Origin of the sequence: Lysobacter silvisoli (assembly GCF_003382365.1) — a bacterium.
GTDB lineage: Bacteria > Pseudomonadota > Gammaproteobacteria > Xanthomonadales > Xanthomonadaceae > Lysobacter > Lysobacter silvisoli.
Map to the genome: position 1 here is coordinate 599617 of NZ_QTSU01000002.1, position 19457 is coordinate 619073.

16 protein-coding genes are annotated in these 19457 nt (G+C 70.0%); 3 read left to right on the top strand and 13 right to left on the bottom strand.

Annotated elements, in window-relative coordinates:
• Window positions 1-15 precede the first annotated feature (15 nt).
• A complete protein-coding gene (locus DX914_RS13935) occupies window positions 16-1320 on the top strand; it encodes an ABC transporter permease (protein WP_115859711.1) in 1305 nt (434 codons plus the stop codon).
• Window positions 1321-1407: 87 nt separating this feature from the next.
• Here DX914_RS13935 and rarD read toward each other — a convergent pair whose 3' ends face one another.
• The 3 genes from rarD to DX914_RS13950 all read right to left on the bottom strand — a co-directional run bounded on the left by rarD (window position 1408) and on the right by DX914_RS13950 (window position 3884).
• Complete coding sequence (rarD, locus tag DX914_RS13940; protein WP_115859712.1) at window positions 1408-2316, bottom strand: EamA family transporter RarD; 909 nt, start codon at window positions 2314-2316, stop codon at window positions 1408-1410.
• Window positions 2313-3248: a drug/metabolite exporter YedA gene (gene yedA / locus DX914_RS13945; protein WP_115859713.1), complete on the bottom strand. Its 936-nt coding sequence runs from the start codon at window positions 3246-3248 to the stop codon at window positions 2313-2315. The genes rarD and yedA overlap by 4 nt, the downstream gene beginning before the upstream one ends.
• A 78-nt stretch (window positions 3249-3326) precedes the next feature.
• On the bottom strand, window positions 3327-3884 hold the full coding sequence (locus tag DX914_RS13950) for a GNAT family N-acetyltransferase (protein ID WP_196778914.1): 558 nt from the start codon (window positions 3882-3884) through the stop codon (window positions 3327-3329).
• A gap of 81 nt (window positions 3885-3965) precedes the next feature.
• Between DX914_RS13950 and DX914_RS13955 the strand changes: the two genes are divergently transcribed.
• Complete coding sequence (locus DX914_RS13955) at window positions 3966-4463, top strand: Lrp/AsnC family transcriptional regulator (RefSeq protein ID WP_115859714.1); 498 nt, start codon at window positions 3966-3968, stop codon at window positions 4461-4463.
• 774 nt (window positions 4464-5237) lie between these two features.
• Here DX914_RS13955 and DX914_RS13960 read toward each other — a convergent pair.
• The 5 genes from DX914_RS13960 to DX914_RS13980 form a co-directional block, all read right to left on the bottom strand.
• Window positions 5238-6098 carry a bifunctional transcriptional activator/DNA repair enzyme AdaA gene (locus DX914_RS13960; protein ID WP_231118274.1) on the bottom strand — a complete coding sequence of 287 codons (861 nt, stop codon included), beginning with the start codon at window positions 6096-6098 and terminating at the stop codon, window positions 5238-5240.
• Between the two features lie 122 nt (window positions 6099-6220).
• Complete coding sequence (locus DX914_RS13965; RefSeq protein ID WP_115859715.1) at window positions 6221-8407, bottom strand: carboxy terminal-processing peptidase; 2187 nt, start codon at window positions 8405-8407, stop codon at window positions 6221-6223.
• 258 nt (window positions 8408-8665) lie between these two features.
• The gene (lipA, locus tag DX914_RS13970; protein WP_115859716.1) at window positions 8666-9715 is read right to left on the bottom strand and encodes a lipoyl synthase; all 1050 of its coding nucleotides are present in this window, start codon (window positions 9713-9715) and stop codon (window positions 8666-8668) included.
• 58 nt (window positions 9716-9773) lie between these two features.
• Window positions 9774-10454, bottom strand: a complete 681-nt coding sequence (gene lipB / locus DX914_RS13975; protein WP_115860216.1) for a lipoyl(octanoyl) transferase LipB — start codon at window positions 10452-10454, stop codon at window positions 9774-9776.
• Window positions 10454-10732, bottom strand: coding sequence for a DUF493 family protein (locus tag DX914_RS13980; protein ID WP_115859717.1), 279 nt, complete (start codon window positions 10730-10732; stop codon window positions 10454-10456). The genes lipB and DX914_RS13980 overlap by 1 nt, the downstream gene beginning before the upstream one ends.
• Window positions 10733-10859: 127 nt before the next feature.
• On the opposite strand from DX914_RS13980, the gene DX914_RS13985 reads away from it, so the two are divergent.
• A complete protein-coding gene (locus DX914_RS13985; protein WP_115859718.1) occupies window positions 10860-11426 on the top strand; it encodes a hypothetical protein in 567 nt (188 codons plus the stop codon).
• Between the two features lie 547 nt (window positions 11427-11973).
• Here DX914_RS13985 and DX914_RS13990 read toward each other — a convergent pair.
• From DX914_RS13990 to mrdA, 5 genes are all read right to left on the bottom strand, one after another.
• Window positions 11974-13203 carry a D-alanyl-D-alanine carboxypeptidase family protein gene (locus DX914_RS13990; RefSeq protein ID WP_115859719.1) on the bottom strand — a complete coding sequence of 410 codons (1230 nt, stop codon included), beginning with the start codon at window positions 13201-13203 and terminating at the stop codon, window positions 11974-11976.
• Window positions 13204-13409: 206 nt separating this feature from the next.
• Window positions 13410-14822 carry a septal ring lytic transglycosylase RlpA family protein gene (locus DX914_RS13995; protein WP_115859720.1) on the bottom strand — a complete coding sequence of 471 codons (1413 nt, stop codon included), beginning with the start codon at window positions 14820-14822 and terminating at the stop codon, window positions 13410-13412.
• Entirely contained in the window at window positions 14819-15982 is a 1164-nt protein-coding gene (gene mltB / locus DX914_RS14000; protein ID WP_115859721.1) for a lytic murein transglycosylase B, read from the bottom strand. Before mltB ends, DX914_RS13995 begins: the two co-directional genes overlap by 4 nt.
• A gap of 231 nt (window positions 15983-16213) precedes the next feature.
• On the bottom strand, window positions 16214-17329 hold the full coding sequence (gene rodA, locus DX914_RS14005; RefSeq protein WP_115859722.1) for a rod shape-determining protein RodA: 1116 nt from the start codon (window positions 17327-17329) through the stop codon (window positions 16214-16216).
• Entirely contained in the window at window positions 17326-19455 is a 2130-nt protein-coding gene (mrdA, locus tag DX914_RS14010) for a penicillin-binding protein 2 (protein WP_115859723.1), read from the bottom strand. Before mrdA ends, rodA begins: the two co-directional genes overlap by 4 nt.
• Between the last annotated feature and the right edge of the window lie 2 nt (window positions 19456-19457).

Consider the following 19457-nt stretch of genomic DNA (forward strand, 5'->3'; position numbering starts at 1 on the left):
TAGGAGATCCGAAGCATGAAATTCCTGATCAATTTCGGCATCGTCCTGCTGTTGCTGGCGAGCCTGGCGGTGTGGGTGATGCTGCCCTGGTACGCGGTGGCGGCCATCGCGGTCGCGCTGCTGCTGTGGCTGTTCCTGACCAAGCGCGGCCAGCAGACCCTGGCCGTGGCCGGCGTCGGCATCGCCGGCCTGCCGCAGCGCTGGGGCGCGTCGTCGGTGATCGTGATCGGCATCGCCGGCGTGGTCGGCGTGCTGGTGGCCATGCTGGCGATGGGCGAAGGCTTCCAGAACACGCTCAAGCAGACCGGCGGCAAGGACACCGCGATCATCCTGCGTGGCGGCTCGCAGGCCGAGACCAATTCGGTCATCGCCCGCGACCAGGTGCCGCTGATCTCCTCGCTGGCCGGCATCGCCAAGGACGCCGGCGGCCGCGCCCAGGTCTCGGCGGAACTGTCGCAGGTGATCAACCTGCCCACCGTGTCCGACGGCAGCGACGCCAACGCGCAGCTGCGCGGCGTGGGCCAGGAAGCGTGGAAGCTGCGCCCCAACGTCAAGATCGTGCAGGGCCGCAAGTTCGGCGCCGGCCTGCGCGAACTGATCGCCGGCCAGGGCGCGGCCAAGCAGTTCCGCGGCCTGGAAGTGGGCAAGCAGATCGAACTGGCCAACCAGCAGTGGACCGTGGTCGGCGTGTTCGCCGCCGGCGATTCGCACGACTCCGAACTGTGGGCCGACGGCGAAGTGCTGGCCTCCACCTACCAGCGCAGCTCGTTCCAGTCGGTGACGGTGAAGCTGGCCGGCAAGGACGGCTTCAAGCAGCTCAAGTCGGCCATGGCCGGCGATCCGCGGCTGAAACTGGACGTGCAGACCACCAGCGACTACTACGCCAAGCAGTCCGAAGGCCTGACCAAGCTGATCAAGATCCTGGGCACGGTGATCGGCACCATCATGGCCATCGGCGCGGTGTTCGGCGCGCTCAACACCATGTACGCCGCCGTCGCCGGCCGCGCGCGCGAGATCGCGACCCTGCGCGCGCTCGGCTTCCGCGGCCTGCCGGTGGTGGTGGCGGTGATGCTGGAAACCATGCTGCTGGCCCTGCTCGGCGGCCTGCTCGGCGCGGCGGTGGCCTGGCTGATCTTCAACGGCTACCAAGTGTCGACGCTGGGCAACAATTTCAGCCAGGTGGTGTTCCAGTTCAAGGTCTCGCCGGAGCTGCTGTGGACCGGCCTGAAGTGGGCGCTGGGCATCGGCCTGGTCGGCGGCCTGTTCCCCGCCTTGCGCGCGGCGCGGCTGCCGGTGACCACGGCGTTGCGCGCGGCCTGAGCGCAAACCCAACGCGGTATCGACGAGGCGCCGTTCGCGGCGCCTCGTTCGTTTCCGGGGTTCGCCGGCGCGGACTGGGCCGCGCGCTCAAACCGCCGCTGCCGCCGCCTGCCGCCGCGAACGCCACAAGCCTTCGCCGGCGAACACCAGCAGCCCCACCCAGATGAAGGCGAAACCGATCAGGCGCGCTTCGTCGAAAGGCTCGTGCAGGATCCACACGCCGATCAGCAGCTGCAGGGTCGGCGCGATGTACTGCATCAGCCCCACCACCGACAGCGGCACGCGCCGCACCGCGTAGGCGAAGCCGATCAGCGGCAGCGCCGTCAGCGCGCCGGCCAGCACCAGCAGCGCGTCGATGCCCAGGCCCCAGCCGCCCAGGAAGCCGCCCTGGCCGTGGTTTTCGCCCCACAGCAGCACCGCCAGCGCGGGCAGGAACAGGTACAGGCTTTCGATGCCCAAGCCGGTCACCGCCTCCACCGCGACCAGCTTGCGAATCAGGCCGTAGGTCGCGAACGACAAGGCCAGCGCGATCGCGATCCACGGCAGCTGCCCGTATTGCCAGGTCAGCCAGACCACGCCGGCGGCGGCAAGCACCACCGCCGTCCACTGCACGCGGTTCATGCGCTCGTGCAGCAGCAGCACGCCCAGCACCACGTTGACCAGCGGATTGATGAAATAGCCCAGGCTGGTTTCGACCACGTGGCCGGCATTGACCGCCCAAATGTACAGGCCCCAGTTGAACGCGATCAGGCAGCCGCTGAGCGCCAGCATCGCCGCCTTGCGCGGCTGCGCGAATACCTCGCGCAACCAAGCGAAGCCCTGCTTCCAGCACAGCCAGGCCGCGACCAGCACCGCGCTCCAGGCGATGCGGTGGCCGACGATCTGCAGCGAGGGGACGACCTTGAGCAGGTGCCAGTACAGCGGCATCAGCCCCCACAGCACGAACGAGGCCGCCGCGATCCACAGGCCGCGGCGGCTTTCGCTGGCCGCGTTCATGCCTGGGTCTCTTTGGCCGGCATCGGCATGGCCTTGGCCGCGCGCGCCTTGGCCAGGGTGATGATGACCACGCCGACCAGGATCACGCCCATCGCGCCCAGGTCGTGCGCGCTGAAGCGCTCGCCGGCCAGCAGCGCGCCGAACAGCACCGCGATCGGCGGATTGACGTAGGCGTAGCTGGTGGCCAGCGCCGGACGCACGTGATGCAGCAGCCAGATGTAGGCGGTGAAACCGAAGATCGAGCCGGCCACCACCAGGTAGGCCACCGCCGCGGTCGCCTCGAAGGTCGGCATCGCGCTCATGCGCTCGCCGGTGACCGCGGCCGCGCCCAGCATCCACACGCTGCCGGTCAGCATCTGCGCGCTGGCGGCCATGAACGGCGACGGCAGGTCCTGATCGCGGCTCCAGATCGAGCCCCAGGCCCAGGCGATCGGCGCCACGATCAGGCAGACCAGGCCCAGGGTCGAGCTGGACAGCGCGCTGCCGGCGTTGAGCCAGATCACGCCGAGGAAACCGATCACCAGGCCCACCCATTCGATCCGGCTGGGGTGACGGCCGCGCAGCATCGCGAACACGCCGGCGAACAGCGGCATCGACGCCACCGCGATCGCGGCCAGGCCCGAGCTGACCTCGGTCTCGGCCAGGTTCACCAGGCCGTTGGACAGCAGCACCATCCAGATCGACAGCAGCCACAGCGTGCGCCATTGCTTGCGCGTGGGCGGCGCGGTGCCGCGCCAGCGCAGCACGGCGTACATCAGCGCGCCGGCGATGAACATGCGGATGGCGCCGAGCAGGAACGGCGGATAGCTTTCCAGGGCGAAACGGATGGCCAGGTAGGTCGAACCCCACAGGATGTAGACCGAGGCCAGGGCGAAGGCGACCGCGATCGCGCCGGGGGCCAGTCTTGCTGCGGTGGGTGAGGCGGCGCTCATGAGGCGGGAGTTCCTTGGGGGAGGAAGGCGGAGGGGAAAGAAGCGAACAGCTAAGGACGTGCAGCGATGAAACCCGGATCAGTCGGGCAGGTGCAGGCACACCGCCGTGCGCCGGCTGCCCACGGCGCGGCGTACGGGATCGGAATAGGTGTCGACGACGGCGAAGCCGGCCTTGCGCATCATGCCAGCCGAGCCTGCGTTCTCTTCGTGCCGTTCGACATAGATCTCGCGCAGGCCGCGCAGGCGCAGCCGCGCGATCGCCTCCGCCAGCAGGCGCGCGCCCAGGCCGGCGCCGCGGTGTTCGCCGTGCACCACCACTTCGCCGATATGGCCGTGACGCGCGCGCTCGCGGCCCACCGGCTGGTAGCAGGCGAACTCGTCGCTGGCCTCGAAGGTGGCCACCGCCACCAGCGCGCCGGCGTGCTCGGCCACCACCGCCTGCAGGCCGGCGCCGATCCGCGCCAGATGCGCGCCCAGCTCGGGCTCGGGCAGGTAGTTCCAGGGGTTGGGGCCATGCGCGCGGATCAGGGCATGGACCGCGGCGATGTCCGCAGGCAGCGCCTCGCGCAGGCCGTAGCGCGAGGCGGCGGCATCGACGAGGGAGGGAGGGCTGGCGAAGCGCTGCATGCGGAGCATCGGCGTGACTGAGTCGATCAGCGTATGCCTGTGCCGAAACAGGTGCTTGAAAAAATGCCCGCCTAAACGCAAAAATTTTGCATGGCGCGTACACCCCTGGTATTGGACGAGTTGGACCACAAGCTGCTGGCGCTGCTGCAACGCGACGCCGAGGCCACGCTGACCGCGCTGGGCGACGCCGTGGGGCTGTCGCCCAGCGCGGTGCAGCGGCGCATCGGCCGCTACCGCAAGCACGGGCTGATGCGGCAGGTGGCGGTGCTGGATCCGATGGCGGTAGGCGCGACGCTGGCCGCGGTCTACGTGACCATGGAGCGCGAGTCGGCCGGCCGCCACGCCGCGTTCTACGCGCGCATGCGTGCGGCGCCGGAGGTGCAGCAGTGCTATGTGCTGGCGGGGCAATGGGATTACCTGGTGATCCTGGCCACCACGGGCGTGGCGCACTGCCGGCAGGTGGCCGAGCGGCTGTTCCTGGACGAGGGCACGATCAAGCGCTACGAAACCCATCTGGTGTTCGACGTGGTCAAGCATGGGCTGGTGCTGCCTACGCGCGACGGAGTGCGCGCCGGCCGACGGCGCTGAGGTCCGCTCGCATCCGCCGTCACGCCGCCGGCTCCCTGCCTCGGGGTAGGAACTGCGCAAGCTGCGACCGCGAATCCGCAGTTACGACCAAGCCCTCGGTCGGCGGGGGTCTGCTCTGGCGCCTTGGGGTAGGAGCGGCGTGAGCTGCGATCCGCTCCGAACTCGCGGAGGCCTGGCGCTGCCTGCTCCCAGCTTTGGGGTAGGAGCTGCGTGAGCTGCGACCGCGACCCCGGGATTACGGCGAACGCTCCGGTCTCTGCGGGATGTGCTTTCTGTAGGAGCGGCGTGAGCCGCGATCCGCTCCGAACTCGCGAAGGTGTGTGTGGTGTGTTGGTTAAAGCAACAGCAAAAGCTTCCGTCCGCAAGCGGCCGGGTCACTTTCTTTTGATAAGCGTCAAAAGAAAGTAACCAAAGAAAAACGCTTCGCCAGAGCTCCCTTGCGAGATCGGAGCGGGCGCAGGGATTTTTCGATGGCACATCCCTGTGCCAGCGAAAAACGGCGCACCTCCTGTGCGCCGCCCTCCGGGTCTTCTATTGGACGGCGAGTTCGGTGCCCGAGCGAGGATCAAAGGCATTCGCTGCGCTCACCCCCTCATCCTAACCCTCTCCCGCTAGCGGGAGAGGGGATGCATCCGACGCTGCTGCTTTTAGCCCCTCTCCCGCGTGCGGGGTGAGGGGCGGCGCTTGCGAGCCACTGGCTCGCGCTGCACCGAACGCCCGACCGCACTGCGGTCGGGCCGGGGTGCGGGTTGGGGTGAGGGCCGCTGCAAGCCCCTACGCCGCCCGCTCCCGCCGCAGCAACTGTTCCTTCAACGGCAAACCCCAGCGGTAGCCGCCCAGCGAGCCATCGCCGCGGACCACGCGGTGGCAAGGCACCACCACCGCCACGCGGTTGCCGGCGCAGGCGCGCGCCACGGCGCGGGCGCTGCCGGGGGCGCCGATGTGTTCGGCCACCTGCGCATAACTGCGGGTCTGGCCGGCGGGAATCTTCATCAGCGCGTCCCAGACCTTGCGCTGGAACGCGGTGCCCAGCAGGTCCACCGGCACCGACGGCGCCTGTCCGCCCAGGGCGTCGGCCACGGCGCGCAGGCGCGGGGCCAGGAATTCGTCGCGGCCGGCGTCCACGCGCTCCAGCTGCGCCTGCGGGAATTCGGCGCGCAGCTTGGCTTCCAGCGCGGCCGCGTCGCGGCCCAGTTCCACCATGCACACGCCGCGCTGCGTGGTCGCCACCAGGGCCAGGCCCAGCGGCGTCTGCGCCAGGCTCCAGCGGATCTGCTCGCCGGCGCCGCCGGCGCGGTAGCGCGCCGGGGTCATGCCCAGGCGCGCGGCGCCGCCCTCGTACACGCGCGAAGGCGAGCCGTAGCCGGCGTCGTAGAGCGCGGCGCTGACGTCGCTGCCTTCGCGCAGCGCCGACTTCAGCGTGCCCAGCTTGCGCTGGGCCAGGTACTCGGCCGGGCTCAGGCCGTAGCGCGCGGCGAAGCGGCGCTGCAGGTGCGAGGGGCTCAGGCCCACGGCGGCGGCCAGTTCGGCCAGGGTCGGCTCGCCGGCGTCGAGCAGCGCGCGCGCGCGATCCAGCTTGTCGGCGGGAACCAGAGCGGCGGGGGTGAGATCGCGGATCGGGGTCATGGCGTTCATGGCTGCAGACTAGGCCGGACGGCGCCGGCGCGATATCCGATTCTTGCGCCGCCCCGCCCCGCAAACGGCGAGGGCGCGCCCTTGCGGAACGCGCCCCCGTTCAACCTGCCGCAGACCCAGGCTCAGTCGGCCCAATGCCCCGGCTGGTTCGCCGTCGGCAGCACCTGCGCCGACAGCTGACGGTCTTCGTTGAGCAGGCGCACCGCGTCGGCCAGGATCGCGGCCGATTCGCGCAGCAGCGGGTCCGGACGCTTTTCCGCGGCCTTCTCGCGCGCCACTTCCTGGGCCAGGTTGCGCTCGCTGGACTGCAGGCCGTCGTCGCCGCTGTCGTCGGCCAGCGGATCCAGGTCCAGGCCCAGCTGCTTGCGCTCGGCCTGGCGCTGCTTGCGCTTGGCGTCGTCGCGGTCGCGCTCGGCGCGGCGCTCGGCCTCGTTCATGGTGATCGACTTCTTGGCGCGTTCGGCGCGGAACTCGGCCACGTCCTGCGACCACCACTGGAATTCCTTGTCCTTGGCCACGCGCGCGTCGTGCAGCGTGGACAGCTTGGGCAGCAGCGGCGCGAAGTTGCCGTAACGCACATGCGGCACCGCCGAAATCTTGGTCCACGGCAGCGCGTTGTCGTAGGTGCTCTCGCCGTACTCGGTGGCGTCCACCGAGGCCGGGAACGACAGGTCCGGCACCACGCCCTTGTTCTGAGTGGAGCCGCCGCTGACGCGGAAGAACTGGGCGATGGTCAGCTTGACCTGGCCGAAGCGCGGGCCTTCGTTGGCCGGCCAGCGGTCCAGGTCCAGCATGTTCTGCACGGTGCCCTTGCCGAAGGTGGTCTCGCCGATCACCAGGCCGCGGCCGTAGTCCTGGATGGCGCCGGCGAAGATCTCCGAGGCCGAAGCCGAACCGCGGTTGATCAGCACCGCCAGCGGGCCTTCCCAGGCGATGCCGGTGTCGTCGTCGCCGTTGACCTCGACGCGGCCGCCGGACTGACGCACCTGCACCACCGGGCCGCGGTCGATGAACAGACCGGTGAGTTCGATCGCCTCGTCCAGCGAACCGCCGCCGTTGTAGCGCAGGTCCAGCACCACGCCGTCGACCTTGTCGGCGCGCAGCTTGGTCAGCAGCTTGCTGACGTCGCGCGTGGCCGAGGCGTAGTCGTTGGCGTTGCGGCGGCGGCCCTCGAAGTCCTGGTAGAAACCCGGCAGCTTGATCACGCCGATGCGCTTGACCGGCGCGCCGTCGGCGGCCGGGATGGTGATGATTTCGGACTTGGCGGCCTGGTCTTCCAGGCGCACCTTGTCGCGCACCAGCACGATGCGGTTGGGCTTGCTGTCCAGACCGGCTTCGGCCGGCACCATGTCCAGGCGCACCTTGGTGCCCTTGGTGCCGCGGATCTTGGCGACCACATCGTCGATGCGCCAGCCGACCACGTCCTCCATCGGCCCGCTGTCGCCCTGGCCCACCGCCATCACCCGGTCGCCGGCCTTGACCTTGCCGGACTTGCTGGCCGGGCCGCCGGGCACGATCTCGCGGATCGCGACCACGTCGTCCTGCTTCTGCAGCACCGCGCCGATGCCTTCCAGCGACAGCGACATGGTCATGTTGAAGTTGTCGGCCGACTTGGGCGTGAAATAGTCGGTGTGCGGATCGATCGCGTTGGCGTAGCTGTTGACGAAGGTCTGGAACACATCCTCGCCCTTGAGCTCGGCGAAGCCCTTGGCCAGGTTCTGGTAACGCTTGTCCAGGGTCTTGCGGATGTCGTCGGGCTTCTTGCCGGCCAGCTTCAGGCGCAGCCAGTCGTTGCGCACCGACTGCCGCCACAGCGCGTCGAGCGCGGCGGTGTCGGCCGCCCACGGCGCCTTCTCGCGGTCGTACTCGAAGCGGTCGCTGCCGTCGAAGCTGAAGATGTCCTGCTTGAGCAGGCCGCGCGCGTAAGCCACGCGTTCGTCGACGCGCTGCTTGAAGGTGGCGAAGATCGTGTACGCCGGGGTCAGGTCGCCGCCCTTGATCGCATCGTCGAGCTGGGTCTTGTAGACGTCGAACTTGGCGATGTCCTGCGCGGTGAAGTATTGCTTGCCCGCGTCCAGCGATTCCAGATAGCGCTTGTGCATGTCGGCCGACAGCGCGTCGTCGAGCGCACGCGGGCGGTAGGCGTAACGGCTGTCGGACAGCACGCCGTAGACCAGCTTGGCCGCGGTGGATTGGTCGGCGGTGGGCGCGCTGGGCAGCGCGGCGGCCGCGCCGCCGGCGTCGGCGCGCGCGAGCAGCGCCAGCGGGGCGGTCAACAGAAAGGCGAACAGTGTGGTCTTGGCGGTCATCGCGGGGGTCTTCACGGCCGGGGTCGGCTGGCTATCGAGTATGGGAGCGAGCATGTGCTGGGCTTGGACCAGCCCACAGTGCCGAAAGTTGCCGTGCCTGTCACGCGCGGCGGCCACGGTTTCGGGCATCCGGGGGCGGATGTCGTTCAGCTTGGCGGCGACGGGCGTTAGCGGGGCGTTAGGGAGCGCCGCCGGCGCTTAGGGTGATGAACGCCGGGAGCCGCGAGTCGGGGTCGGAGCGGGCGCCCCGGATAGGGCTCAGGCCGCGGCGAAGCCCGCTTCGATGGCCTGGCGGTCGGCGTGGTAGGACGAGCGCACCAGCGGGCCGGAGGCGACGTGGGTGAAGCCCAGCGCCATGCCGTAGTCCTCCAGCGCCTTGAACTCCTCGGGCGTCCAGTAACGCAGCACCGGGTGGTGGTGCGGCGTGGGCTGCAGGTACTGGCCGATGGTGATCATGTCCACGTCGTGCGCGCGCAGGTCGCGCAAGGTGGCCTGCACCTGCTCCATGGTCTCGCCCAGGCCCAGCATGATGCCGGACTTGGTCGCCACCTGCGGGTGCTGGGCCTTGAACTTCTGCAGCAGGGTCAGCGACCACTGGTAGTCGGCGCCCGGACGCACGTTGGTGTACAGGTCCGGCACGGTCTCGACGTTGTGGTTGAACACGTCGGGCGGATGGGTGTTCAGGATCTCCAGCGCGCGCTCCATGCGGCCCTTGCCGCGGAAGTCGGGCGTGAGGATCTCGATCTTGGTGCGCGGGCTTTCGCTGCGCACCGCAGCGATGCAGTCGACGAAGTGCTGGGCACCGCCGTCACGCAGGTCGTCGCGGTCGACGCTGGTGATGACCACGTACTTCAGGCCCATGTCGGCGACGGTGCGGGCCAGGTTGGCCGGTTCGCTGGCGTCGGGCGGCTTGGGCCGGCCGTGGGCCACGTCGCAGAACGAGCAGCGCCGCGTGCAGACCTCGCCCAGGATCATGAAGGTCGCGGTGCCGTGGCTGAAGCACTCGTGGATGTTGGGGCAGCTGGCCTCTTCGCAGACCGTGACCAGGCGGTTCTCGCGCAGCTTGGCCTTGAGCTGGGCCACCGAGTTGCCCGAGGGAATGCGCACGCGGATCCAGGACGGCTTGCGCAGCACCGGCGCTTCGGCGAACTGCACCGGCGAACGGTTGATCTTGTCGCCGCCGAGCTGCTTGGCGCCCGGGGTCATGGTGTTGGACTGCAGCACCGCCGGCGCACCCGGCACCGGCGCGTCCGGCGCGCCGCCGCTGACGACCGTGAGCGGGATGGTCTTGGAGGCGGGATCGGTCATGGCGCTGGGTCGGCTCTTGTTGTTGGCCCCGGCCGCGCGGGCGGCCGGGAATCTGCGCTCAGAAGCGCATCGGCTCGGCGGCTTCCACCGTCAGGCCGAACTGGCGGGCCAGGTGTTCGACCAGGACCGGCTTGACCGCGTCCATGCCGGACGGGCCGCCCAAGTCTACCACCGAGGTCACCTGCAGCCCCTGGTAACCGCAGGGGTTGATGCGCTGGTACGGCGACAGATCCATGGCGATATTGAAGGCCAGACCGTGGAAGGTGCAGCCGCGGCGCACGCGGATGCCCAGGGCCATGACCTTGGCGCCGTTCACGTACACGCCGGGCGCGCCGTCGCGGCGCGCGCCCTCGATGTTCCAGTCGGCCAGGGTGTCGATCACCGCCTGCTCGATCCGGTCCACGTACTCGCGCACGCCGACCTTGAGCCGGCGCAGGTCCAGCAGCGGGTAGAGCACGATCTGGCCGGGGCCGTGGTAGGTCACCTGGCCGCCGCGGTCGACGTGGATCACCGGGATGTCGCCCGGCATCAGCACGTGCTCGTCCTTGCCGGCCTGGCCCAGGGTGAACACCGGATCGTGCTCGACCAGCCACAGCTCGTCGGGGGTATCGACGCCGCGGGCGTCGGTGAAGGCCTGCATGGCACGCCAGACCGGTTCGTAGGGCTGGCGGCCCAGATCGCGCAGTTGCGCGGCCGGCAGCGCGGGCGCAGCGCCCAGCACCGCCGCGACCGCGTCGATCACAGCGTCCACTTCACTTCCGGATGATCGCGCAGCACCTGGTGGGCGCGGTCGTACTGTTCGCGGCTTTCGGCGCGGAAGCTGATCCGCACCGAGACGTAGCGGCCGGTGCTGGAGTGTTTCCAGGTCACCGATTCGTGCAGCACCTCGATCCCGGCGTCCAGCAGCAGGGTCGGCAGGCGGGTTTCCAGGTCCTTTTCGGCCGCGCCCATGGCGGATAGCTCGAACGTGCCGGGAAACTGGAAACCGTGGTCGGGGTTGTCGGATTGGATGTCCATGGCCGAATTATGGGTCCGGGGGGCCCCGAACCCAAGCCGAACGGCCGTCCGGTGCGTTGCTGCGGTGGAACGAAGGTCGGCCGGCACGCGGCTTGCTACGCTGCTCGCAGCCCAGCCGGAGCCCCGCATGCAGCCCATCGACCAGGCCTACGCCGCCCCGAACAGCGTGGTGATACCGCCCGAGGCGCAGCGGCGGCCCAGCACGGCCTGGTGGCTGCAGTTCGCGCTGGTGGCGCTGGCGGCGGCGGTGACCTTGGGACTGCAGGTGTACAAGCAGACCCTGCTGCCCGCCAACACGCCGTTTTGGCCGTACCGGATGGCGGGTTTCATGGTGCCGCTGCTGCTGGCGCTGGGTGCGGCGGGCCTGTACGGCTATATCCGGGTGCAGCGGGTGGGGCCGCGCTGGCTGTGGGTGGTGTATCTCATCGCGATGTGGTTCGTGACCCTGATCATAGGCGGCATGCAGGGGTTCACCGCGCACAGCGCGCTGGCGGCCGAAGCGGCGGGCATTCGCGTTCCCGGCGCGGAGATCGGAATGAAGTCAGCGCTCACGTACGTCTTCCATCTGCTGTGCACCCTGTCGGTCTCGATCCCGCTGATGTTCGCGTTGAGCCGCTATATCTCGCGGTATCCGCAGCTGTGGGGGCGGCGGCCCTCACCCCAACCCCTCTCCCGCGAGCGGGAAAGGGGCTAAAGCAGCAGCGGCGTCGGATGCATCCCCTCTCCCGCCTGCGGGAGAGGGCTAGGGTGAGGGGATGAGCGCGCAGCGCGAATGCTCTTGATCCTCGCTCGGGCCCCGAACTCGCAGCCCGAATTGCAGACCCGGAGAGCCTGCCCCCGCGAAGGCGGGGGGCGGCGCACAGGAGGTGCGCCGTTTTTCGCTGGCACAGGGATGTGCCATCGAAAAATCCCGGCGCGCGCATCGCTCTCGCACGGGAGCTCTGGCGAAGCGTTTTTCTTTAGTAACCCGGCCGCTTGCGGACGGAAGCTGTTGTTGTTGCTTCGACCAACACACCCACACACCTTCGCGAGTTCGGAGCGGATCGCGGCTTACGCCGCTCCTACCCCAAGGCGTCAGAGCCGACCCCACGCCGACCGAGGGCTTGGTCGTAACTGCGGATTCGCGGTCGCAGCTTGCGCAGCTCCTACAGGGGTGAGCGCGGCTGTCGTCGCTGTTGGAGCTGGCAAAAAAACAAGGCCGGCGAACGCCGGCCTTGTCGTCTGTGCGCTGCGGTGCCGGATCACTCCGACTCCCACCACATCCAGAACTCGTCCCACAGGCGCTTGAAGAAGCCGCCCTCTTCCACCGCGCTCAACGCCACCAGCGGGCGCTGGGCGATGACCTTGCCGTCCAGCACCACCTTCACCGTGCCCAGCGCCTGGCCCTGCTTGATCGGGGCGACCAGGGTCTTGCTCACGTCCATGCTCGGCTTGAGCTGCGCGTACTTGCCGCGCGGCACCGTCACCAGCAGCGGCTCGGCCACGCCCAGCTGCACTTCGTCGGCGGTGCCCTTCCACACCTTCTGCTTGGCGATGACTTTGCGCGCGTCGTACAGGCGGTGGGTTTCGTAAAAGCGGAAGCCCCAGTTCAGCAGCGCCTGGCTGTCGACGGTGCGCTGGTCGTCGGAGGTGGAGCCCATGACCACCGAGATCAGGCGCTGGTCGCCGCGCTTGGCCGAGCCCATCAGGCAGTAGCCTGCGCCGGAATGGTGGCCGGTCTTGATGCCGTCGGCGGACGGGTCCAGCCACAGCAGGCGGTTGCGGTTGTTCTGGGTGATCGGCCCGACCGTGAGTTCCTTGATCTTGTTGTACGAGTACGCGACCGGGTAGTCGTGGATCAGCGCGCGGCCCAGCAGCGCCAGGTCGCGCGCGGTGGAGTAGTGGTTCTCCTGCGACAGGCCGTGCGGGTTCATGAAGTGGGTGTTCTTCATGCCGATGCGCGCGGCGTACTGGTTCATCAGCGAGGCGAACGCGTCCTCGCTGCCGGCCACGTGCTCGGCCAGGGCGATGGCGGCGTCGTTGCCCGACTGCACCACCATGCCTTTTTCCATCTCGATCAGCGGCGCGGTCTTGTTGACCGCGAAGCCGGAGTAGCTGCCGTCGGTGGCCGCGCCGCCCTTGCGCCAGGCGTTCTCGCTCATCATCACCAGGTCGGTGTCCTTGACCTTGCCGCCCTTCATTTCGGCGGCGATCACGTAGCTGGTCATGACCTTGGTGATGCTGGCCGGCTCGACCTTGGTGTCGATGTTCTCGCCCGCGAGCACGTTGCCGCTGGCCGCGTCCATCAGCACCCAGGCGCTGGCCTTGATCGCCGGCGGCGGCGGCACCGGCAGCGCGTCGCTGGCCGGCGGCAGGGCGGCGGCGGGCTTGGGAACGGGCGTCTGCGCCAGGACCAGGCCCGCGGTCGAGGTGACCAGGCAGGCGGCGAGCGCGGCGACCGCGGCGGCACGAGGGGTGAAGCGGGCTTTCATCGTTCAACTACTCCGGGGGGCCGGCGGTGCCGGCCAAGGCTGGGAATTCTGCGCCGTAAACGCCCTCCAGGGCACTTCGGCAGTGCCGGGAGCGGGCTCGCGCCCCTCCCGCCTGTCCACCGCGGCCGTGCCGGCCCGCGAGCGGGGCGCGGGACCTCCTGCCCCGCGCGGCTCCGGCGCGCGGCCGGAGCGGATGGCCTGCGGCCTCAGTCGCGTACGCGCTGGGGCTGGCCGAAACCCAGACCGACGATACGCGCGGCGAGTTCCGGCGCGCGCTCGGCCTGCAAGGGGCCCACGCGCAGGCGCCAGACCTTCTGGCCGTTGGCGTTGCCGTCCAGCAGGCGGGCGTCGCCGATGCCGGCGTCCTTGAGCATGCCCAGGGCGCGGTCGGCGTTGCTGCGTGCGCTGAAGCTGGCCACTTGCAGGGTCACGTCGCCATCGCGCGCGGCCGGGCTGCGCTCGATGGCTGCGGCGACCTCGGTGGCGGCCTTGGCCGGGCTGGGCGGCGGCGGCGCCTTGGCCGGCGCCGGCAGCGCGGCGGTGGCCTCGGCCTTGCGCTGCTGTTCCAGGGCGCGGCGCTCGGCACGGCTGAGCTTGCGCGCGGGCGCGGCGGCCGCGGGCGCGGCCTTGCCGGTGGCCACGCGGACCTGGCGCGCCTTCATCCAGGCCTCGAACTCGTCCGCGCTCATGGTCTTGCCGTTTTGCATCATGTCGAAGCGGTAATCCCCACCGGTGCCGGCCTTGGGCGCGGCCGCGGCGGACTTGGCCGCGACCGGCGCGGGCTTGCCGGTGGCCACGCGCACGCCCGGCGGCAGCTCGCCGGCCTGGGCGCTGGCGATGGGCATGGCCGAGACCAGGCGGTCCATGGCGCTGGGCGCAGTGTCGGCTTGCTTGGACTCGGTTGGCTTGGCCTCGGGCGGCTTCGGCGCGGCGGCCAGCACCGGCGGCGCGTCCTCGCCCGGGTGCAGCGCGCGCACTTCGACCCGGCCGGTGCCGCGCTGGGTGATGCCCAGCTTGACCGCGGCGGCGTAGCTGAGGTCGATCACGCGGCCGTCGTGGAAGGGGCCGCGGTCGTTGACCCGCACCACCACCGACTTGCCGTTGTCCAGGTTGGTGACCCGGGCGAAGCTGGGCAGCGGCAGCGACTTGTGCGCGGCGGTGAAGGCGTACATGTCGTACACCTCCAGGTTGGAGGTGCGGCGGCCGTGGAACTTCTGGCCGTAGTACGAGGCGGTGCCGGTTTCCACGTAGTCGTCGTGGTTGTCGAGCACGCGGTAGGTCTTGCCCAGCACGCTGTAGGGCGAGCGGTTGCCGAAGCGCGAGCGCGGTTCGGCGACCACGTCCGGCTCGGGGATCGCGTCGACGTTGGGCACGTAGTCCGGCGTGCTGTCGCGCACGCCCGGCGCGTACAGGCCGCCGGCGGTGTAGTTGCCGCGCTTGCTGGCGTCTTCCTGCGCCGGCGCGTACGGCGATTTCTTGCGCCCGCCGGCCGTGGGCAGGCCGCTGGAGTGCACGCGATCGCGGTCGGGCAAGGCCACCGATTCGGAAGCGGGTTTCCTGGGGGCCGAAGCGCAGGCCGCCAGGGCCAGGGGCAGGATCGCGGCGATCAGCCGCTTCATGCCGGGGGCTGTCCGGTGCTGGTGGCGGTGAGCGGATTCTCGCGTCCGGCGATCGCCTCGGACAGCTGGTACACCGCCATCGCGTAGTGCGCGGAGATGTTGTAGCGGGTGATCGCGTAGAAGTTGCGGAAACCCAGCCAGTACTCGCGGCCGGACACGCCGTCCAGGTTCAGCAGGGTGGCCGTTTCGGTCGGCGCCACGTTCGCCAGCGGGCGGTAGCCGCGCGTGGCCAGGTCGCTGAGCGGAATGTTCGGCTCCAGGCCTTCGGGCTTGAAGTCCTGGGCGCTGGCGTCGCGGTTGGCGCGCACCACGATCGGGCCGCCGCGCACCCAACCGCCCTTCTTGACGAAGTAGTTGGCGACCGAGGCGAACACGTCGTCGAGGTTGTTGAACAGGTCGCGCTTGCCGTCGCCGTCGCCGTCCACCGCGTACTGGCGGTAGCTGGAGGGCATGAACTGACCCCAGCCCATCGCGCCGGCGTAGCTGCCGGTCAGGCCGGCCACGTCCATGCCGGTTTCCTTGCCCATGGCGAACAGCTGGGCCAGTTCGTCGCGGAAGAAGGCCTCGCGGCGGTTCTCGCGTTCGGCCTTGGCCGGATCGCCGGTGCGCGGGTAGGCGAAGGCCAGGGTGTAGAGGGCGTCGATCACCGGATAGCTGCCGGTGTTGCCGCCGTAGCTGGTTTCCACGCCCAGGATCGAGACGATGACCTCGGCCGGCACGCCGGTCTGCGCTTCCACCCGTGCCAGGCGCTCGCGGTGCTGGGCCAGGAAGGCGCGGCCGCCGTCGATGCGTTTCTGGGTGATGAAGATGGGGCGGTAGTCGCGCCAGGGCTTGGCCTCGGCCGGCCGCGACATGGCCGCGACGATGCCCTCGCGGATCTGCGCCCGCGCCAGCACCGATTCGATATAGGCCGGGTCGATGGCGTACTTGGCCGCGGTGTCGCGCACGAACGCGGCGCGCGCCTGCTCCAACGGCATCGGCACCACCGGGGGCGGCAGGTGCGCGAGCGGGTCGGGCTTGGCCGCGGGCGCGGCCGGCGGCGGCGTCGCAGGCGTGGGCTGGGTCGCGACGGTGGGCGGCGGCGCCTGAGTGGCGCACGCGGCCAGCGCGAGCGTGAGTGCGCTGATTACGGCGCGGGCGAGTACGTGGCGTCGGATCATCGACGCGAGGGTAGCACGCGAATTCCGCATGAGAGCGCGAATTCAGCTTGTTTGGCGGGGGTAGTCAGGTTTTGTTGTTTATTGGACGCGGCCCGCAAACTGCCGCCGCTTTTGGCTTCCCCCTTGGGAAAAGGGGGATTGAGGGGAATTTGCTTTTCGCCGGAAGCAACGGCAAGAGCAAATCCCCCTAGCCCCCCTTTTTCAAAGGGGGAAACTGTTTCAAGGGAGCGGTTAGCGGCCGCCGTGCACCGGCCGGTGCGCGCGCACCGCCATCACCACGCCCAGGCCGGCCAGCAGCGATACCGCCGAGGTGCCGCCGTAGCTCAGCAGCGGCATGGGCACGCCCACCACCGGCAGCAGGCCGGCGATCATGCCGCCGTTGACGATCACGTAGACGAAGAACGCCAGGCCCAGCGCGCCGGCGATCAGGCGCGAATAGCCGTCGCGCGCCTCGGCCGCGATCCACAGGCAGCGCCCGACCACGAACAGGTACAGCGCCAGCACCACGGCCACGCCCAGCCAGCCGAACTCCTCGCTGAGCACGGCGAAGATGAAGTCGGTGGTGTGTTCGGGCAGGTAGTTCAGGTGCGACTGCGAGCCCTGCAGCCAGCCCTTGCCGGTCAGGCCGCCGGCGCCGATGGCGATCTTGGACTGGATGATGTTCCAGCCCGTGCCCAGCGGATCGGACTCGGGGTTGAGGAAAGTCAGGATGCGGTCCTTCTGGTACGGCCGCAGCAGCCAGAACCAGGCCACCGGCGCGACCGCGGCCACGCCGCCGAAGGCCGCGCCGAACCACCACCACGGCAACCCCGCCAGGTACAGCGCGAACGCGCCGCTGATGCCCACCAGCATGGCGGTGCCGAAGTCCGGCTGCAGCAGGATCAGCAGGGTCGGCACGGCGATGATCACGCCCGCCACCAGCACCGACAGGAACTTGGGCGGCAGCGCGCGGCGGTTGAGGTACCAGGCCACCATCATCGGCAGGCTGAGCTTGAGCAGCTCGGCCGGCTGGAAATAGAACACCTTCAGGTCGATCCAGTGGCGGCCGTGCTTGCCGGTGCCGATCAGCAGCACCAGCAGCAGCGGCAGCAGCGACACGCCGTAGACCATCGGGGTCCAGTTGCGCAGCTGCGAGGCCGGCATGCGCGACAGCGCCCACATCGCCACCAGGCCCACGCCGAAGCGCGAGCCCTGCGCCAGCACCATGCGCATGGAGTGGTCGCCGGCGCTGTACAGCACGGCCAGGCCGATCGCCATCAGCGCCAGCAGCGCGCCCAGCAGCGGCAGGTCGACGGTGCGCAGCGCGCGCACGACCAGGTCGAACAGCCAACGCAGGATCTGCCTCACCGGCGCGGCTCCGCCTGTGCGGGTGCGGCGGCCGGCGCGCGCGGCGGCGCGCCTGCGGGCGCGCGCACGGCGTTGGCGTTGGGCGCGTTGGCGTGACCCTTGGCCGCCTCGCGCGCCAGCGCTTCGCGGCTGAGCGCGCCCACGGCAAAGGCCGGCGATACCGGCGCCGGGGTGTTGGCCGCCACGCCCTCGCCCGCCGGCGCCAGCGCGGCGGCGACCGGCGCAGCCAGCGGCGCGATCGCGTCGCCGTGCGCGGGGTCCGGTTCGGATTTGGGATCCGGCTCGGGCATCTTGCCCAGCAGCCAGGCATCGAAAATCTTGCGCGCGATCGGGCCGGCCGAACTGGCGCCGTAACCGCCGTGCTCGACCACCACCGCCACCGCGATGGTCGGGTTCTCGGCCGGCGCGTAGCCCACGAACAGCGCCTGATGGCGCAGGTGGTAGGGCAGCGAATGCGGGTTGAGGCTGACGTTGCCGCGGCGGCTGATCTTCTGCGCGGTGCCGGTCTTGCCGGCGCTGACGTAGGGCGCGCCGCGCACCAGGCTGGCGCCGGTGCCGCCGGGCAGCATGGTCTGCATCATCCCTTCCTGCACCGCGCGCAGGTGCGCGGCGTTGTCGGTGATGCGGGTGGGCACGGGCTGGGCCACCTGCGCCCACGGCGCCTCGTAGCCGTCGCGGCGCTCGCGCACCAGGTGCAGGCGGCGCAGGTCGCCGCCGTTGGCGATGGCCGCGGTGCCGCGCACCAGCTGCAGCGCGGTGGCGATCCAATAGCCCTGGCCGATGCCGGCGATCACCGTCTCGCCCGGGTACCAGCCTTCCTTCTTGTTGCGCTTGGCCTTCCACGCCGGCGACGGCACCACGCCGGAATTCTCGCCGGCCAGGTCGATGCCGGTGGGCGCGCCGAAGCCGTACTTGCGCATGTACTGCTCGAAGCGGCCGATGCCCATCTCGTAGGCCAGCTTGTAGTAGTAGTAATTCACCGACTGCGAGATCGACTTGCGCAGGTCGGTCCAGCCGGCGCCGCCGTGGGCGTCGCGGTAGCCGCGCTTCTGCCCGGGAATATGGAACTCGCCGGTGGAGAACACCTTGTCCTCGGGCGTGCGCAGGCCGCTGTCCAGGCCGGCCAGGCCGATCAGCGGCTTCACCGTCGAACCCGGCGGGCCGCCGCCGAGCACGTTGCGGTTGAACATCGGCCGCGAGGGGTTGTCCATCAGCGCGCGGTAGTCGGCGTTGGAGATGCCGTTGACGAACAGGTTGGTGTCGTAGCCCGGCAGGCTGACCATGGCCAGCACCTCGCCGGTGCGCGGGTCCACCGCCACCGCCGAGCCGTCGAAATCGCCGAACGCGGCCACCATCGCGCGCTGCAGGTCCAGGTCGATGCTCAGGCGCAGGTCGGCGCCCGGTTGCGCCGGCACGTGGCCCACCTGCCCCATCGGCCGGCCGTCCACGTTGGTCTCGATCTTCTCGTAGCCGACCTTGCCGCGCAGCGCCTGTTCGTAATAGCGCTCGATGCCGGTCTTGCCGGTATGGGTCAGGGCGGCGTTGCCCTCGCCCATGGTTTCCAGGTCCTTGCTGTCGATGCGGCCGACGTAGCCGATCACGTGCGAGAACAGTTCGCCGTAGGGGTAGCGGCGGTTGAGGTAGGACACCAGCTCCACGCCCGGGTAGCGCCAGCGGTCCACCGAGAAGCGCGCGGCCTCCTCGTCGCTCACGCGCAGCTTCAGGGTGATGGGCTTGAAGCCGCGCGAGGCCTTGCGCTCGTTCTCGTAGCGCTGGATGTCCTCGGGCGAGAGCGCGATCAGCTGCGACAGCGCCGGCAGCCAGGTCTCGGTCTTGCCGGCCTCGCTGGGGGTCACGTCGATGCGGAACGCGGGCACGTTGTCGGCCAGGATCCGGCCCTTGCGGTCGTAGATCAGGCCGCGCCCGGGCACCACCGGCCGCAGCTTGATGCGGTTGGCCTCCGAGCGGGTCACGTAATCGGCGTGCTGCAGCACCTGCAGCCGGTAGTACCAGAAGCCCAGGCCGAGCACGCCCAGCACCACGAAGGCGAAGGCCAGCGCGGCGCGGGCGCGGAACTGCTCGGCCTCGGCGGCCGGATTCTTCAGGATGCGGCGGCGCGGGCCCATGC

Excerpts from the sequence above, each read along its gene's own strand:
- DX914_RS13935 (WP_115859711.1), top strand. The coding sequence starts at position 16 with ATGAAATTCCTGATCAATTTCGGCATCGTCCTGCTGTTGCTGGCGAGC.
- rarD (WP_115859712.1), bottom strand. The coding sequence starts at position 2,316 with ATGAACGCGGCCAGCGAAAGCCGCCGCGGCCTGTGGATCGCGGCGGCC.
- yedA (WP_115859713.1), bottom strand. The coding sequence starts at position 3,248 with ATGAGCGCCGCCTCACCCACCGCAGCAAGACTGGCCCCCGGCGCGATC.
- DX914_RS13950 (WP_196778914.1), bottom strand. The coding sequence starts at position 3,884 with ATGCTCCGCATGCAGCGCTTCGCCAGCCCTCCCTCCCTCGTCGATGCC.
- DX914_RS13955 (WP_115859714.1), top strand. The coding sequence starts at position 3,966 with ATGGCGCGTACACCCCTGGTATTGGACGAGTTGGACCACAAGCTGCTG.
- DX914_RS13960 (WP_231118274.1), bottom strand. The coding sequence starts at position 6,098 with ATGAACGCCATGACCCCGATCCGCGATCTCACCCCCGCCGCTCTGGTT.
- DX914_RS13965 (WP_115859715.1), bottom strand. The coding sequence starts at position 8,407 with ATGACCGCCAAGACCACACTGTTCGCCTTTCTGTTGACCGCCCCGCTG.
- lipA (WP_115859716.1), bottom strand. The coding sequence starts at position 9,715 with ATGACCGATCCCGCCTCCAAGACCATCCCGCTCACGGTCGTCAGCGGC.
- DX914_RS13980 (WP_115859717.1), bottom strand. The coding sequence starts at position 10,732 with ATGGACATCCAATCCGACAACCCCGACCACGGTTTCCAGTTTCCCGGC.
- DX914_RS13985 (WP_115859718.1), top strand. The coding sequence starts at position 10,860 with ATGCAGCCCATCGACCAGGCCTACGCCGCCCCGAACAGCGTGGTGATA.
- DX914_RS13990 (WP_115859719.1), bottom strand. The coding sequence starts at position 13,203 with ATGAAAGCCCGCTTCACCCCTCGTGCCGCCGCGGTCGCCGCGCTCGCC.
- DX914_RS13995 (WP_115859720.1), bottom strand. The coding sequence starts at position 14,822 with ATGAAGCGGCTGATCGCCGCGATCCTGCCCCTGGCCCTGGCGGCCTGC.
- mltB (WP_115859721.1), bottom strand. The coding sequence starts at position 15,982 with ATGATCCGACGCCACGTACTCGCCCGCGCCGTAATCAGCGCACTCACG.
- mrdA (WP_115859723.1), bottom strand. The coding sequence starts at position 19,455 with ATGGGCCCGCGCCGCCGCATCCTGAAGAATCCGGCCGCCGAGGCCGAG.